This window comes from Burkholderia sp. NFPP32 (genome assembly GCF_900119325.1).
Classification (GTDB): domain Bacteria; phylum Pseudomonadota; class Gammaproteobacteria; order Burkholderiales; family Burkholderiaceae; genus Burkholderia; species Burkholderia pyrrocinia_C.
Genome location: NZ_FPJP01000010.1, coordinates 128,695 through 143,517 on the forward strand (window position 1 = coordinate 128,695; position 14,823 = coordinate 143,517).

13 protein-coding genes are annotated in these 14,823 nt (G+C 66.8%); 5 read left to right on the forward strand and 8 right to left on the reverse strand.

Going from position 1 to position 14,823, the window contains the following annotated elements; all coding sequences use genetic code 11:
• Nucleotides 1-43: 43 nt before the first annotated feature.
• Nucleotides 44-688, reverse strand: coding sequence for a CGNR zinc finger domain-containing protein (locus tag BT264_RS19985; protein ID WP_072440071.1), 645 nt, complete (start codon nt 686-688; stop codon nt 44-46).
• A 101-nt stretch (nt 689-789) separates the two neighbouring features.
• On the opposite strand from BT264_RS19985, the gene BT264_RS19990 reads away from it, so the two are divergent.
• Nucleotides 790-1,173 carry a VOC family protein gene (locus BT264_RS19990; protein ID WP_072440069.1) on the forward strand — a complete coding sequence of 128 codons (384 nt, stop codon included), beginning with the start codon at nt 790-792 and terminating at the stop codon, nt 1,171-1,173.
• Between the two features lie 141 nt (nt 1,174-1,314).
• Here the strand turns inward: BT264_RS19990 and BT264_RS19995 are convergent, their stop codons facing one another.
• A complete protein-coding gene (locus BT264_RS19995; RefSeq protein ID WP_072440067.1) occupies nt 1,315-2,163 on the reverse strand; it encodes an ureidoglycolate lyase in 849 nt (282 codons plus the stop codon).
• 663 nt (nt 2,164-2,826) lie between these two features.
• Here BT264_RS19995 and BT264_RS20005 point away from each other — a divergent pair.
• A complete protein-coding gene (locus tag BT264_RS20005) occupies nt 2,827-3,648 on the forward strand; it encodes an IclR family transcriptional regulator (protein ID WP_072440065.1) in 822 nt (273 codons plus the stop codon).
• A 171-nt stretch (nt 3,649-3,819) separates the two neighbouring features.
• On the forward strand, nt 3,820-4,371 hold the full coding sequence (locus BT264_RS20010; RefSeq protein WP_034181621.1) for a hypothetical protein: 552 nt from the start codon (nt 3,820-3,822) through the stop codon (nt 4,369-4,371).
• A gap of 653 nt (nt 4,372-5,024) precedes the next feature.
• Here BT264_RS20010 and BT264_RS20015 read toward each other — a convergent pair.
• The 5 genes from BT264_RS20015 to BT264_RS20035 all read right to left on the reverse strand — a co-directional run bounded on the left by BT264_RS20015 (nt 5,025) and on the right by BT264_RS20035 (nt 10,764).
• The gene (locus BT264_RS20015) at nt 5,025-7,382 is read right to left on the reverse strand and encodes a GNAT family N-acetyltransferase (RefSeq protein ID WP_072440063.1); all 2,358 of its coding nucleotides are present in this window, start codon (nt 7,380-7,382) and stop codon (nt 5,025-5,027) included.
• Nucleotides 7,383-7,954: 572 nt separating this feature from the next.
• Nucleotides 7,955-8,257, reverse strand: a complete 303-nt coding sequence (locus BT264_RS20020) for an H-NS histone family protein (RefSeq protein ID WP_072440061.1) — start codon at nt 8,255-8,257, stop codon at nt 7,955-7,957.
• Between the two features lie 103 nt (nt 8,258-8,360).
• Complete coding sequence (locus BT264_RS20025) at nt 8,361-8,633, reverse strand: hypothetical protein (protein WP_081938468.1); 273 nt, start codon at nt 8,631-8,633, stop codon at nt 8,361-8,363.
• Between the two features lie 61 nt (nt 8,634-8,694).
• A complete protein-coding gene (locus tag BT264_RS20030) occupies nt 8,695-9,222 on the reverse strand; it encodes a BON domain-containing protein (protein WP_034181618.1) in 528 nt (175 codons plus the stop codon).
• A 54-nt stretch (nt 9,223-9,276) separates the two neighbouring features.
• Complete coding sequence (locus BT264_RS20035) at nt 9,277-10,764, reverse strand: sigma-54 interaction domain-containing protein (protein ID WP_072440059.1); 1,488 nt, start codon at nt 10,762-10,764, stop codon at nt 9,277-9,279.
• Between the two features lie 317 nt (nt 10,765-11,081).
• Between BT264_RS20035 and BT264_RS20045 the strand changes: the two genes are divergently transcribed.
• The gene (locus BT264_RS20045) at nt 11,082-12,485 is read left to right on the forward strand and encodes a GntP family permease (RefSeq protein WP_034181616.1); all 1,404 of its coding nucleotides are present in this window, start codon (nt 11,082-11,084) and stop codon (nt 12,483-12,485) included.
• A 395-nt stretch (nt 12,486-12,880) separates the two neighbouring features.
• Complete coding sequence (locus BT264_RS20050) at nt 12,881-13,132, forward strand: DUF4148 domain-containing protein (RefSeq protein ID WP_072440056.1); 252 nt, start codon at nt 12,881-12,883, stop codon at nt 13,130-13,132.
• 39 nt (nt 13,133-13,171) lie between these two features.
• Here BT264_RS20050 and BT264_RS20055 read toward each other — a convergent pair whose 3' ends face one another.
• Nucleotides 13,172-14,767: a thioredoxin family protein gene (locus tag BT264_RS20055; protein ID WP_072440054.1), complete on the reverse strand. Its 1,596-nt coding sequence runs from the start codon at nt 14,765-14,767 to the stop codon at nt 13,172-13,174.
• Nucleotides 14,768-14,823: the final 56 nt, after the last annotated feature.

A 14,823-nucleotide genomic window follows, 5' to 3' on the forward strand; every position in this document is an offset into this window, starting at 1 on the left:
TTCGGGTTCGACGCGCTCGTAGGCGCATGCCTGAACGGGCTCGTCAGTCGGCCTTGTGATAGTGGCGATACGCCTTCGCGCGATTGCCGCACGACGACATCGAGCACCAGCGGCGGCTGCCGTTCTTGCTGTCGTCGATGAACAGCCACTGGCATGCGTCGTTCGCGCATCGCTTGACCTTCGCGAGCCGCGCGCCGCCGAGCAGGTCGATCGCCGACCACAGCACCGGGCTCAGCAGCCCCGCGAGCGTCGCTCCAGCGTCCCCGATCCGCCACGCATAAGCGCCGTCGACACGCGCCAGCGCGACGCGCGGCGACGCTTCCGCCAGGAAGCCGCCGAGCAACGCGAGATCGTCGGCCTGCGGCTCGCACCGCTCGGCCTGCGCATGAAAGAGCCGATACAACGCCTCGCGCAACGCGAGCGCACTCGCGAGCATCGCCGGCTCGCCTTCCTCCCCATCGCGCACTCGGCACCGGTCGGCAAGGCAGGCCGGCACGCCGGCCTGCTCGCGGCACCACGACTGCAGGTCGTCCATCGTTCCGAAGGTTTCCGTCGGCGCCTCGCTGCCACGCCAGTACAGCGTGTTGGCGAAATCGATACTCAGGGTTTCGGGCGGCGCCGGAATCAGGCAGTCCATCGTGACGGAAGGTTGCGTATCGCTCATGACGCCATCGTATCTAACCACCATGCCGGTTGACAAGCGTACGGACGCTTTCTACCATAACCAGCATGGTGGTTAAAACGAGGTTTGCTGCACTGACGTCCCCCTTCAGTTCAAGGAGCCAACAGATGATCGATCACCTTTCCTTCGGCGTCGCCCACATCGGCCGCAGCCGCGCGTTCTACGACAGCACGCTCGGCGCGCTCGGCTACAAGCGGCTGTATAGCGACGACGGATCCATCGGGTACGGCACGACCGAACCGGAGCTGTGGTTGCAGCACGCTGCCCGCCCCGTCGCCGCCGATCCCGAATCGGGGCTGCATCTGTCGTTCAAGGCCGCTTCGCCCGTCGAGGTCGACGCGTTCTACCGCGCCGCGCTCGAGCACGGCGGCCAGGACAACGGCGGGCCCGGCAAGCGCGAACACTACGGCCCCGGCTACTACGCGGCGTTCGTCGTCGATCCCGACGGGTATCGGCTGGAAGCGCATTGCGAACTCGGCAACGTCGTGTGATCGAGCCCGCGTACACCGCGTACAAGCGGCAAGGGCCCGATTCCGCTTTGCGCGGAATCGGGCCCCTGGTTTTGACGCGTCAGCGTCCGGTTTGCGGCGACCGCCTGCAGCGGTCGCTCGACGGGATCTCGGCTCGTGCGGTTACTGTGCGCCGCGCGTGTGCTGCAACTGCTCGCCGAGCCCTTCGATCCCCAGGCGCACCCTCTGGCCGGCCTTCAGGAAAATCGGTAACGGCTTGATGCCCATGCCGACGCCCGGCGGCGTGCCGGTCGTGATCACGTCGCCCGGGTGCAGCGTCATGCAACTCGACAGATAGGCAATCAACTGCGCGACGGTGAACACCATCGTGCGCGTGTTGCCGTTCTGATAACGGTGGCCGTCGATTTCGAGCCACAGGTCGAGACGCTGCGGATCGGGCACCTCGTCGCGCGTCACGAGCCACGGACCGATCGGGCCGAACGTGTCGAAGCCCTTGCCCTTGTCCCACTGGCCGCCGCGCTCGATCTGCCACTCGCGCTCGGACACGTCGTTGACGACGCAATAGCCCGCGACGTAATCGAGCGCGCTCGCTTCGTCGACGTCCTTGCACCGCGCGCCGATCACGACGCCCAGTTCGACTTCCCAGTCGGTCTTGACCGAACCCTTCGGGATGTCGATGCCGTCGTTCGGGCCGCAGATCGAACTCGTCCACTTGCCGAACACGACCGGTTCCTTCGGCACCGGCATGCCGGCTTCGGCCGCGTGATCGGCATAGTTCAGGCCGATGCCGATGAACTTGCCGACGTGCCCGACGCACGCGCCGATGCGCGGCTCGCCGGACACGAGCGGCAGCGTGGCCGGATCGATCGCGCGCAGCCGCGCGAGACTCGCGTCGGACAGCACATCGCCGGCAAGATCCGGCACGTGCGCGGACAGGTCGCGAATCCGGCCGTCCGCGTCGAGAATACCGGGCTTTTCCTGGCCGGATGGGCCATAGCGAAGCAGTTTCATCGTGGTCAACCTCTGTTGTCGAATGGGACAGGATACCCGCCGACGCGGCCATTCGCGGCCGCGCGCCGGACTGATTGTCGATCGTCGATTGCACGCGTCGGCGCCGCATCCGGCCTGCCGTCGACGCGCGAGGGTCGCGCGGGCGCAGCGATCGCGGCGCCGCACGGAAGCACGGCGCGCATCGAACGGGCGGCGGCTGGTCTGCGCATCGGCGACGACGGCCCGGCACCCGCGACGCGTGCCGGCCGATGCCGGCCGACTTCACGCGCGGCCGCACCGTCGCGGGCCCGCACGCCTTTGTACCATCGGCCGCGCACCGTGAAATGACGCGCGACGGATACCAACTATTGGTGCGCCTGCAGACACTGCGGCGCAACATTGGACGCGCCAACGCAAAGCGATCCGCCGCGCATGTCGCCGTTGCCTGCCATCGGCGCATGAATACTGGCTATTCGGGGTGCCCCTGTCATCGAAAACGTTTGCCAATCCGTTCTTGTTCAGTAACGATCGGTAAAAAGACGCTGAATTGCACACTATATGTTTATTGTTAAGCTCGGACGAATGGCTTTCATCGCCATACGCGGGGCCGACTTGTGCGCGTGCAGAACCGGCCAGCGTGCGTCGCCAACCGATCGACGGTAATCCCCCAACCTCACACTAAAAATGCAAACAACCAACGACCCGCTTCCCGGCTGCGACGCACGGGAATCGATGGCCGCAATCGATCGCTATCGCGCACCCGCGCTCGACAAGGGCCTCGACATTCTCGAACTCCTGTCCGAGCAGAAGGAAGGACTCACCCGCACCGAAATCACGAAGGAGCTCGGCCGCAACGCAAGCGAAATCTACCGGATGCTCGAACGCCTCGTCGCACGCCGCTACGTGATGCGCTCGACCGGCGGCGACCGCTACACGCTCAGCCTCAAGCTGTTCGCGCTCGCGCACCGGCATCCGCCGATGAACCGGCTGATCGCCGAGGCATTGCCGCCGATGCAGCGCTTCGCCGATGCCGCCGAACAGTCGTGCCACCTGTCCGTCTACGATCGCGGCAACCTGCTCGTGATCGCGCAGGTCGACGGGCCCGGCCCGTGGGGCGTGTCGGTCCGGCTCGGCTCGCGCGTCGGGCTCGCCGATACGGCGTCGGGGCGCGTGATGCTGTCGTTCCAGGGCGCCGAGCAGCGCGCGCACATGCTGGCCGAGCATCGCAAGGTCAGGGGCGACGCGCCGCTGAACGAGCAGGAACTCGCGCATGCGTGCCAGTCCATCCGGCAGTCCGGCTATCTGCGTCAGGACAGCCGCCAGGCGTACGGCGTGACCGACCTGACCGCACCGATCCTCGGGCCGTCCGGCCATGCGATCGCGGTACTGACCTGCCCGTACATGCGCCGGATCGATACGCACACGGCGCCGTCCGTCGACGTCGCCGTCGAAGGGCTGCGGGACACGGCGGCCCACCTGTCGATGGGCCGCATCGAGGCCTGCTGACGCGCGGGTTCAACGAAGCGCACCGGGCCGGCGCAGTTGCGCCGGCCCGGCCGCGCATGACACCTGTGCAGTGCACGATCGACGGTGCCATATCGTGCGCTCACGGCGCTACGCTAGAATAGCGGCCCTCTCAAAAACTACGGCGGCCGGCTGTCGCGGCCGTCGTGTCCGATGGATGTCATGGCCAAACTTCTGAACGATCAAGAATTCCAGCGTTTCTCCGAACTTCAGCAGAAGCAGGCAAGCTTCACGATCACGCCCGAGGAGGCGGACGAGCTGCGCGATATCGTCGCGCGCGCGCAGAAGAAGCGCGACGATCGTGCCGCCGCGATGCAGGCGATCGAGAACTACATCGAGCAGTTCGACATCACGCCCGACGAGCTCTTCTCGCCCGAGCAGATCGGCGACGCGGCCCGCACCTACGGACTCATCACGGCGACCAAGAAGGAACGCACGCTGCCGCCGTCGATCACGTTCAACGGCAAGCCGTACCAGTGGACCAAGACGCTTCCGGACGACGTGCGCGGCGCGCTGTTCGAAGCATTCACGTCCGGCGAGTCGGTCAAGCGCTTCATCGCGATGCCGAAGGACACCGCGCGTTGCGCGCTGACGATCGCCCGCCTCGAGCGCGAAACCGGTGCCGTCTATGCGGATCCGCACCTCGAGGAACTCGCGATTTCGCGCGACCAGGTGAACGACGCGGCGTCGAAACTCGCTGCCTGAATCTGATCCCGGGCACGATTCATGCGTGCCCGCACCCGTGTGTGACGCCGGCATTGGCCGGCGCCGCGCTCGCGGGAGCCGTGCATCCGCATGCTCCCGAAAAGTCTCACCCTGGTGTCCTGCAAACGCTCACCAACAGCTCCCGAAAAAACTCACCCCAGGCTCCTGGAGACCCTCACCAAAGTCTCCCGAATGTGCTCACCGACATCTCCCGCAGACCCTCACCAACGTGCCCCGGAAAGGCTCACCAGCGACTCCCGCAGGTGCTCACCGGCCGTTCCCGGGAAGGCTCACCGAACGCTCCCGTATCGGCTCACCACGCTTCCCCGGAAAAGCTCACTCGCGGCTCCCGAAAAGTCTCACCTTTGCGGTGATTCCGGATTGGCGAGGCCGGAACGCGGTTGCGAATGCGCGTGAACGCATGGGGTGAAACGGCTGTGCGGAGCCGATAATGCGGCACACAGAAAACGCCTCCGGACGCTATGCGTGCGTCGATATCGACGTAGCCGAACGAGCCCGATATGTTTGGGCGTTTCGTACCAGATGCCGGCTCGAATGTTTTGCACCTCTGAATGAAAACAGGCGCAACACGGTGAGGGATTGGCGCCATCGACTGCAAGCGATCGCGCCGCGCTTCACGCAGCCGAAGGATCCTACGGCTGCAACTTCATCCTGAAACCCACGACGCCCGGCTCCTCCGTCGTCGACACCTCAAAACCGCACGACTTCGCGAGCGAGATCATCGCCGAGTTCTCGCGCAGCGCCTCGCCGATCATCCATGCGGTTCCGCGCGAGCGTGCGTAGTCGATGATGCGGTTCATCAGCAGCCGGCCGAGCCCCTTGCCCTTCTGATCGGGCCGCACCGCGATCGCGAACTCCGCCGTCTCGTTGTCGGGATCGGCGACCGCGCGCACGACCGCCAGCGTATGGTCGCGCCCCGACACATCGGTGTACGACACGATGAGGGCCATCTCACGGTCGTAGTCGATCTGCGTCATGCGCGCCACCTGCGAATGATCGAAGCCACGCACCGCGCCGAAGAAACGCATCCGCAGATCGTCCGGCGTCATCGCGCCGAGCAGTTCGTTATGCGCGGCCTCGTCTTCCGGACGGATCGGACGGATCGTCACCGTCTCGCCGCGCCACTCGAGCGTCTGCTCGAGGTGGCGCGGATACGGCATGATCGCAAGCCGGCTGCGCCCCGTGGCTAGCGTGATGCGCGGCGCGATCACCTGCGCGCGATCGGACAACACACGCAGCGTGACGGACATCGCGACGACTTCGCGCACGTCGCAGACGACCTGCGACAGCGCCGTCAACGCGTCGAGCGTCGGCTCGACGGGCGTACGGCGCGCATACGGCGAGCGCTCCATCACCGCGCGGGCGAGCACGGTGTTCAGCGGCGGCAGGCCGTAGACGACGAATGGCGCCGACACGCCGTCCGCAGGCGGCACGGCATAGCGAAACACCGGACCGAAGTTCGAATCGTCGTACATGTCGACGTTGACGTCGACAATTTTCGCGCCGGCCGGCTCGCCCGCCGGCTGGCCTTGCAGGCCGAAATGGGACAGCCAGCGCAGCGCGGCTTCGCCGGCCAGTTCATGCTGGCCGGCTTCGACCATCCGGCGCGCGTCGGCCTGTGCGGACGCAACGCACTCGGCCGGCTGCAGCGGCGTGCCCTCGGGCGTCTGCATCAGCAGTTGCCGCCCGAGGTTGTAGTCGACGAGACGCGCATACGCGCGCGCGAGCCGCTGCGGTGTCGTGTGTACGGGAATGCCGTTCGCGTGCAGCGCATCGCGCGTCGCCGCGTCGACCGCGCCGAAGAAACATGCGAGGATGCCGCGATGCGCATACTGCCGCGATTCGATCAGCGTGCGCGCAACCGAATCGGCCGGCGCGCTGTGGGACGTCGAATGGACGACGAACAGCGTGCCCGTTTGCGGGAACGGCGCGAGCGCCTTGATCGCCGCGGCGAAGTGCTCGGGGCGCGCGTCGTCGCCGAGCGTCAGCGGATTGCCCGGCGCAGCCAGATGCGGCAGCGCGGCCGACACGGCCGAGGTTGCAGCCGGCGACCAGCCGGACAGCACGTCGCGCACCTCGGCGACCGCATCGACCGCCAGTTTCGCGACACCCGCATCGCTCGTCACGAGCGTCGCCGCGCCGCGCGCCGTGACACGGCCGACGCCGAGCGTCTCGATCTCGTCGAGCAGATCGTCGAGCGCATCGACGCGCACCATCCCCGCGCGCTGGAACGCCGCCGTATAGAGCGCGTCGCCGGGATCGGCGCGCCCGGTGCGCAACGCGAGCACCGGCTTGTTGCGTGCGGCCGCACGTGCGGCCGACATGAACTTGCGCGCGGCGCGCACGGTATCGAGTTCGAGCAGGATCGCGCGCGTGCCGGGATCGCTCGCCAGATAGTCGAGCACGTCGCCCGCATCGACGTCGGACTCGCTGCCGAGCGCGACGACATGCGAAAAGCCGAGGCCCCGCGCATCGGCCCAGCCGAGCGCCGCGTTCGTCAGCGCATTCGATTGCGACACCCACGCGACGCCGCCCGAGCGCGCCGTATAGGCCGGCGCGCCGAAATGCGCATGCCGTGCGGGCGACAGCACGCCGAGGCTGCCGGGCCCGACGATACGGAGCACGAACGGCTTCGCCGCCTTCAGCGTGCGATCGAGTGCGGTGCGATCGGCATCCGTGCGCGCCTCACCGACGATCACCGCGACGCGCGTGCCAAGTTCGCCGAGCTTGCGCACGATGCCGGCCCAGGTCGCGGGCGGCGTGCAGATCACGGCTACCGACGGCGGCGCGGGCAGCCGGTCGACGTCGGAGACGACCGTATGCCCGTTCAGCTCGCGATATTTCGGATTGACGGGCCACACGGGCCCGTCGAACGCACCGTCGAGCACGCGCGACCACACCATCGCGCCGATACTGCCCGCGCGCGACGACGCGCCGACGACCGCAACGGACTTGGGCTGGAACAACGCATCGAGATGGCGAACGGTCACATCGGCTCCCTGCGGTAACGAAAGACAGCCCGAGCGGCATACGGCACGGACAGGCCGCGCGCCGCTCGACGCGAACCCCAAGCATAGGCGAAGCGCATGCGGCTGCCTATATGCCGAACGGCCGACTACCCGACGAACGTCAACGCTCGCACCATGGATCTGCAACGCAAGCGCGACGCGACATCGCCGCAAACCGCAAGCAACATGGCGCGACGCTGCCGCTTCCTCAAAGGTGAGGATTTACAGGAGCCATGGTGAGTATCTTCGGGAATTGCACGGCACAACGCGCAAACACGCGAAAGGTGATGGAAATCCGCAGCAGGCGGGCACCGCGGAAATGGCGAATGCCAATGCGCATGCACTGCGCAATTGCACGGTTGTTTACCGGAATTCACCGCGATAAGCAGCCGAATCGCGGCGAATTCGCAAAACGTGACCCGTTAATCGTGCGACATTGCACTGCATTTCGTCAGCGGGAATCGTATGGCGACGGCGCAAAAACAAAACGGTGCAACGGCCGCATGGCCGTTCGCACCGTCAGTCAACGCACGAAAGGTGAGGATTTTCGGGAGTCAGTCCTTGATCAGGAAACGTGCGCGATTCTTGCCGAGCCACGCCGGCGCGCGCCCGCGGCCACTCCAGGTTTCGCCCGTCTTCGGATTCAGGTATTTCGGCGGCAACGTGCGCTTCGGCTTCGAGGTAGCGGCGCCGCCGGTACCTACCGGACGAAAACCGAGCTCTTCCGGCGTGATGTCGTATTCGTCGATTTTCGCGCGGATATCGGCAATCGCGTCGGCAATCGCCTTTTCGCGTTCCTTGTCGATCTTTTGCTGAAGTCGTTCGAGCTGCGCGGTCAGTTGCCTGTAGGTCGCCATATGGATGGGACTCCGTGAGTGTTATTCGTGAAAAATAGACGACTCCAAGCAAACAGAAAAGCGCTTCGCCCGATCACGGTCTCCTCGGCCGGTCATTTCGGGATCAGTAACCGCTTTTCTTCTTGCATGCGAAGAGAAGATTTCGCACGGTGTCATCGGTCGATTGCTGGATCACTTCGAAATCCCCGTTGCACATGGCCCGGGCATTGTCCGTGCAATTGCTCCAGCCGCTGCCGGTGCATTGCACCTGTGTGGTCGGGCGCCCGTCCGAAGTGAACAGCGGCGCGCTGCCACCGCACCCGCCGAGCCCTGCAACCAGAGCCAACAACCCGGCCACCCGAGGCCACCGACAGACCGACGCAAGCATGTGTTTCATTATTCTTCCCGTCAACCATTTTTTGAATGTCGCGAGTATGCCATGCGCGGCCCTTCCGTCGTCAGTTCGGCGTGCGGCCCGGTTGCCCGCGCGCCTTGTACGGCAAGCTCCGGCGCGGATCGTCGGTGATACGAACGAACACCTGCTCGACGTCCGGAAGCGCCTCGAGTTCGCGTTGCAGCGCCTGCCGATCGAACGCCGTATCCGCGCATCCTTCGACATAGATGAAACGCCGCTGCACGGTGATCCACAGGCTCGTACCGTGCAGGCGATCGGAGCCTGCGAAGTGCGCCTTCGCGGCATCGGCGATCGGCGCGTCATACATATACGAATTCGGTTTCGTGCAGCGATGCGCGAGCCAGCAGGTGGTACCGCGTTCGGCGCGGTAATGCGCGTCGTCCGTCATCTCGGCGCGGGTCATCCACGGGCCGAGCGGCAGCGGGCATTCGGCCAGGTCCTGCGACAGCGCGACGAACGGATCGTTGTACCAGTTGCGTCGCGCCTCGGGCGCATCCGCGTCGCCGGACTGCGCGAGCGCGGAGGTTGCCAGCAACAGGGTCAGCCAACCTGCGATACCGATCCGTTTCATCGTGATCTCCTGTTCGATGCTTCAACTCCGGCCGCATCGGCGCCGCCGATCGGCCTACCGGTCGATGCCCAGCGCCGCCAGCTTCTTGTACAGCGTCGCGCGGCCGATCCCGATGCGCGCGGCGGCTTCCATGACCTTGCCGTCGCAGGCCGCCAGCGCGTCGATCAGGAACTGGCGCTCCCACGCCGCCAATGCATCGGCATACGAAGCGACCGGCGCACCGGATGCACCGGACGCGCCACCCGCGCCCCGCTCGACCGGCGCTGCGGCAACACGCTGCGCCGGCGATGCGCCGTCCGTCGATATGCGTACCGGCCCGAGGAACGGCGCGAGCGCACGCGCATCGATCACCGAACGGTCCGACAGCATCAGCGCGCGTTCGAGCGTATTGCGCAACTCGCGCACGTTGCCCGGCCACGGATACGCACACAGCATCCGCAGCGCGTCGTCGGTCAGCTCGCAGTGCGCGGCGCGTCCGTGCTGCGCGGCCAGTTCCTCGAGCGTCGCGTATACGAGCGCCGCGATGTCCGACGCCCGCTCGCGCAGCGGCGGTGCGTGGATCGTCAGCACATTGAGCCGGTAATAGAGATCCGCGCGAAAACGCCCGGCCTCCACGAGCGCCGGCAGGTCGGCCGACGTCGCGGCAATGATCCGGACGTCCGCGCGCACGATCCGGTTCGAGCCGACCGGCTCGAACTCCTTGTCCTGCAGCACGCGCAGCAGCTTGCCCTGCAACGGCAGCGGCATGTCGCCGATCTCGTCGAGAAACAGCGTGCCGCGATCGGCCAGCTCGAACTTGCCGACGCGCCCCTTGCGGTCGGCGCCCGTGTACGCACCGGGCGCCGCGCCGAAGAATTCGGTTTCGAGCAGCGTGTCGGGAATCGCAGCGACGTTGACGGTCACGAGCGGCTGGAGCGCACGCGCCGAAGCCGCGTGGATCGCGTGCGCGAGCAGCTCCTTGCCGGTGCCCGTCTCGCCGAGCAGCAGCACCGGCGAATCGACCTGCGCGGCCCGCCGCGCCTGGCGCTTGGTTTCGAGGCTCGCGGCACTCGTGCCGACGAAGCTCGCGAACGTGTATTTCGCGCGGCGCGCCTGTGCGAGCGAACGCTGCGTCGCGATCAGCTGCTGCTGAAGCTGCACGTAGCGGGAAAAGATCGGCGTAAGCGTCTTCAACTGGTCGAACAGCGCGAAGCCGATCGCGCCGACCGTCTCGCCGGCCTCGTTCTTCAGCGGCAGGCGCGTGACGACGAGCGGCTCGCGGCCCGTCTCCATGATGTCGAGCAGGATCGGCTGCCCGGTCGATACGACCTCGCGCATCAGGCTGTTCGGGATCACGGCCTCGCAGTCGAGGCCGACGGCCTGCTGCGGATCGGCGAAACCGAAGCGCGCCGCGTAACGCTCGTTCATCCACACGACGCGGGCGTCGCGATCGACAACCACCGTGCCCGCGCTCGAATCCTCGAAGGTCCGGAACAGCGACTCGGCGGCGCGCCGCAGCACGTCGCCGTAGTTGACGGGCAGGCGGGCCCAGTCGTTCATCATCGTGTCTTCGTCTCCATGTATTTTCGACCGGACGTCTCCAGAACGAGACGGATTATCTCACTCTGGAGACACGCCACAACGGCTTGTCCGGGAAAGTCCTGCCCGATTTCACGAGCTGGCCGGATGGCCATAACGTCTCCAAATGGAGACGTTTTCTGTAGAATCGTCAGACATGGACCGGCGCGGGCCCGCCGGTCTCCGCCGGACCCATGTCCGGCGGCGCAATCCGGCCGATGGCACGAAACCTGCACGAACCTGAGCCGGTCCGCGGCGCGTCGCGCGATCGAACAACAACCAAAGCCATTAGGAGACTCCCCTTGTCTTTCGTGATCGTCCTCGCCGCGCTGGCGTTCCTGATGTACGCCGCGTATCGCGGCTACAGCGTGATCCTGTTCGCGCCGATCGCCGCGCTCGGCGCGGTGCTCCTGACCGAACCCGCCGCCGTCGCACCGGTCTTCTCCGGCATCTTCATGGAGAAGATGGTCGGCTTCGTCAAACTGTATTTCCCGGTATTCATGCTCGGCGCGGTGTTCGGCAAGGTGATCGAACTGTCCGGGTTCTCCGAGTCGATCGTCCATGCGGCGATCCGCTACATCGGCCGCTCGCGCGCGAATGCGGTGATCGTCGCGGTGTGCGCGCTGCTCACCTATGGCGGCGTGTCGCTGTTCGTCGTGGTGTTCGCGGTCTATCCGTTCGCGGCCGAACTCTATCGCCAGAGCAACATTCCGAAGCGGCTGATGCCCGGCGCGATCGCGCTCGGCGCGTTCTCGTTCACGATGGATTCGCTGCCCGGCACGCCGCAGATCCAGAACATCATCCCGACCACGTTCTTCAAGACGACCGCGTGGGCCGCACCGGCACTCGGCACGATCGGCTCGCTGTTCATCGTCGTCGTCGGCCTCTCTTATCTGGAATGGCGCCGCCGCTCGGCGATGGCGAAGGGCGAAGGCTACGGCACGTCGCTCGTCAACGAGCCCGAGCGCGTCGAGGCGACGTCGCTGCCGCACCCGGCGCTCGCGATCCTGCCGCTGATCCTCGTCGGCGTGTCGAACTTCCTGTTCACGAAGCTGATCCCGCAGTGGTATGGCGCCGCGTCGTACACGGTCGCACCGGACGTGCTGCCGGGCGTGCACACGCCGGTGACGACGTCGATCAAGACCGTCGTCGCGATCTGGTCGGTCGAGGCGGCGCTGCTGCTCGGCATCGTGCTGGTCGTGCTGACCGCGTTCAATCGCGTCAGCGATCGCTTCGCGGCCGGCTCGAAAGCCGCCGTCGGCGGCGCACTGCTCGCCGCGATGAACACTGCATCGGAATACGGCTTCGGCGGCGTGATCGCCGCGCTGCCGGGCTTCCTGGTCGTCGGCGATGCGCTGAAGAGCATCCCGAACCCGCTCGTCAACGCGGCCGTGTCGGTCAGCTCGCTCGCCGGCATCACGGGCTCGGCGTCGGGCGGCATGAGCATCGCGCTGGCCGCGATGTCGGACCTGTTCATCAAGGGCGCGCAGGCAGCCAACATTCCGATGGACGTGCTGCACCGGGTCGTCGCGATGGCGAGCGGCGGCATGGACACGCTGCCGCACAACGGCGCGGTCATCACGCTGCTCGCAGTCACGGGCCTCACGCACCGCGAGTCGTATCGCGACATCTTCGCGGTCACCGTCATCAAGACGCTCGCGGTGTTCTTCGTGATCGCGGTGTACTACACGACGGGGCTCGTGTAAGCGCCTGCATGAGGCGGCGTTCCGTACACCGCCTCCCGGCCTGCCGCATCATCGCGGCCGGCCTCTTCGAGCCCGACCCGCGTTACTCGATCGGACCGCATGCGAACCGGAACGGATTCCGGAGTTCGCATCCGGTCCGATTTCAATTCCCGCTCACCGGAGCCGGTCGGCTCCGCACCGCCGCGCGGCTCGCGTGTCGCGTCGCCCGTCACTGTTGTCAAGCCGACATCCGGCATCGCCCGCCACCGCCTGCCCATTGTTACCCGCAGCAAAACACTGCGTTGGGCGCGATCGCATTTTTCGCGCGCCCGCCCCGGCCTACACTGGTTTCAACGTCGCCCGGCGCTTCGACGAACGAAGCGCGGCGAATCACCGGAATCCTGGAGGTCCCGATCATGAAGCGCCTGATCCAAGCCGTTGCCATTGCCCTGGTCGTATCGGCCCCGCTCGCCGCGCAAGCGCAGTCGAACCAGCCGCTGACGCGCGCGCAGGTCCACGCCGAAGTGAAGGCGCTCAAGCAGGCCGGCTTCCAGTCGAGCGACTGGTTCTATCCGGCCAGCATCGTTTCCGCCGAAGCGAAGATTGCCCGTCAGCACGACGCCGGATACGGCAGCGATCGCGGCGCGTCGTCGGAGTCGGGCCGGTAATCTATCGTCCGGCCCGCTCGCCGATGTGCGAGTGCGTCGTTATGCCTTCACGGGCTGGATCAGCTTCGCGCACGCCGCTGCCTGCGGATCGCCCGCGGGCAGTTTCCCGCATACGCCGTCGAACTGCTTCACGACCGACCGGACCGACGCATCGTGCGCGCCGCCGCTGCGCCAGCGGTTCAATTGCGTGACGACCTTCGTCAATGCGCGCAGGTTCGCGCCGTAGAACGCGTCCCGGGTCTTGTCGGCCTGTGCGAGCACGCTCGCGGCAATCCCTTCGATACGCGCCGAATCGTCCGGCGCCAGTTCGACCGCATTCGCAAAATAGGTCGCGCCCCAGCGCAGCTTCGTCGCCGGCCCACTCGCCGAGTCGTATGCCTTGCGATACCAGTCGAGCGCCGCGGCCTTGTCGCCGCGCGCCTTCGCATTCGCGGCCAGCCCTGACATGAAGTAATACGGCGTCGACGAACGCGGCAGCTCGGCCTTCAGCAATGCATCCGACTCGTCGTACAGCCCCGCGTCGGTCAGCGTGTCCGCGCCTTCGCTGACGAGCGCCTGCCGTTCATATGCATTCGCGGCGCCCTGCACCGACGCGGCAATCTGCTTGCGCGCGGTATCGGCCAGCGCCGGCGCAGCGAGCGGCGCGCCCTTGCGCGCGTCGCCGCGCGCAAGCAGCACGCGGCCGTGCAGCGCCATCAGCCGGTCGATCGACGACAGCGTGGTGTCGGTCGACAGGCGCGCGAGCGCCGTGTCGTACGCACCGCGCAATTTCGCGCGCTGCGCGTCGTCGCCGCCGAGATACGCGACCACGCGCGCGGGTGCCGCGACCAGCACGTCCGAATCGGCCCGCGCCAGCGCGGGATCGTGCAGCACCGCGCGCAGCGAATCGGCGAGCGCCGCCTTGTCGAGCGCGCCGGCCTGCGCCGGATCGTCCGACGCGGCGACCACCGCGGACTTCAACGCAAACCGCGCCGATTCGGCCTTCGCGCCGGCCGCCCGCGCGCGTTGCGCGAGCGACTGCAGCGTCTCGGCGACACGATCGGCCGGCACCGGCAGTGCGCCGTCGGTGTCCCACGAATAGTCGGCCAGCAGACGCCATTCGTCCGGCGTCAGCGACGCGCCGTTCTTCAGCGCAGTCGCGAGCGTCTGCCGCACCGGATGCGCGGCCGTCATCCCGAGCGACAGCGCCTGCATGTAGCGGTCGAGATCGGCCTCGCCCGGCAGCCGCGTCACTTCGGTGCCGTCGGGGCGGAACAGGATCATCGTCGGATAGCCGTGCACCTTGAAACGCTCGCCGAGCTTCTGAGCGCTTTCGGTATCGCCGTCGAGATACACGGGCACGAAAAACGACGAGCGGGTCTTGAATGCCTGCTGGCTGAAGATGGTCGACTTCACCTGGTTGCACGACGGGCACCACACCGCGCCCCAGTACAGCAGCAGCGGCTTGCCGGTGCGCTTCGCCAGCGCGAAGGCAGCATCGACATCACCGTGCTGCCACGCGATGCCGGGCGGCAGATGCGCGCCTTCGGGCGAAGCGCTCGCCACCGCGGCGCCCGAAGGCGCGGCAGCGGCAAACGCCGCACCCGCGGCGGCGAACAGGCAGGCGGCAGTCAGATTCCGGAGAGCGGTTTTCATCGAGGCAGGTTCCGTTGAAAGAGACGGTTGCGGGAAGATGTGTCGTGCGAAACGAT

Excerpts from the sequence above, each read along its gene's own strand:
- BT264_RS20055 (WP_072440054.1), bottom strand. The coding sequence starts at position 14,767 with ATGAAAACCGCTCTCCGGAATCTGACTGCCGCCTGCCTGTTCGCCGCC.
- BT264_RS20020 (WP_072440061.1), bottom strand. The coding sequence starts at position 8,257 with ATGGCGACCTACAGGCAACTGACCGCGCAGCTCGAACGACTTCAGCAA.
- BT264_RS20025 (WP_081938468.1), bottom strand. The coding sequence starts at position 8,633 with ATGAAACACATGCTTGCGTCGGTCTGTCGGTGGCCTCGGGTGGCCGGG.
- BT264_RS20050 (WP_072440056.1), top strand. The coding sequence starts at position 12,881 with ATGAAGCGCCTGATCCAAGCCGTTGCCATTGCCCTGGTCGTATCGGCC.
- BT264_RS19995 (WP_072440067.1), bottom strand. The coding sequence starts at position 2,163 with ATGAAACTGCTTCGCTATGGCCCATCCGGCCAGGAAAAGCCCGGTATT.
- BT264_RS19985 (WP_072440071.1), bottom strand. The coding sequence starts at position 688 with ATGGTGGTTAGATACGATGGCGTCATGAGCGATACGCAACCTTCCGTC.
- BT264_RS19990 (WP_072440069.1), top strand. The coding sequence starts at position 790 with ATGATCGATCACCTTTCCTTCGGCGTCGCCCACATCGGCCGCAGCCGC.
- BT264_RS20035 (WP_072440059.1), bottom strand. The coding sequence starts at position 10,764 with ATGATGAACGACTGGGCCCGCCTGCCCGTCAACTACGGCGACGTGCTG.
- BT264_RS20010 (WP_034181621.1), top strand. The coding sequence starts at position 3,820 with ATGGATGTCATGGCCAAACTTCTGAACGATCAAGAATTCCAGCGTTTC.
- BT264_RS20005 (WP_072440065.1), top strand. The coding sequence starts at position 2,827 with ATGCAAACAACCAACGACCCGCTTCCCGGCTGCGACGCACGGGAATCG.
- BT264_RS20030 (WP_034181618.1), bottom strand. The coding sequence starts at position 9,222 with ATGAAACGGATCGGTATCGCAGGTTGGCTGACCCTGTTGCTGGCAACC.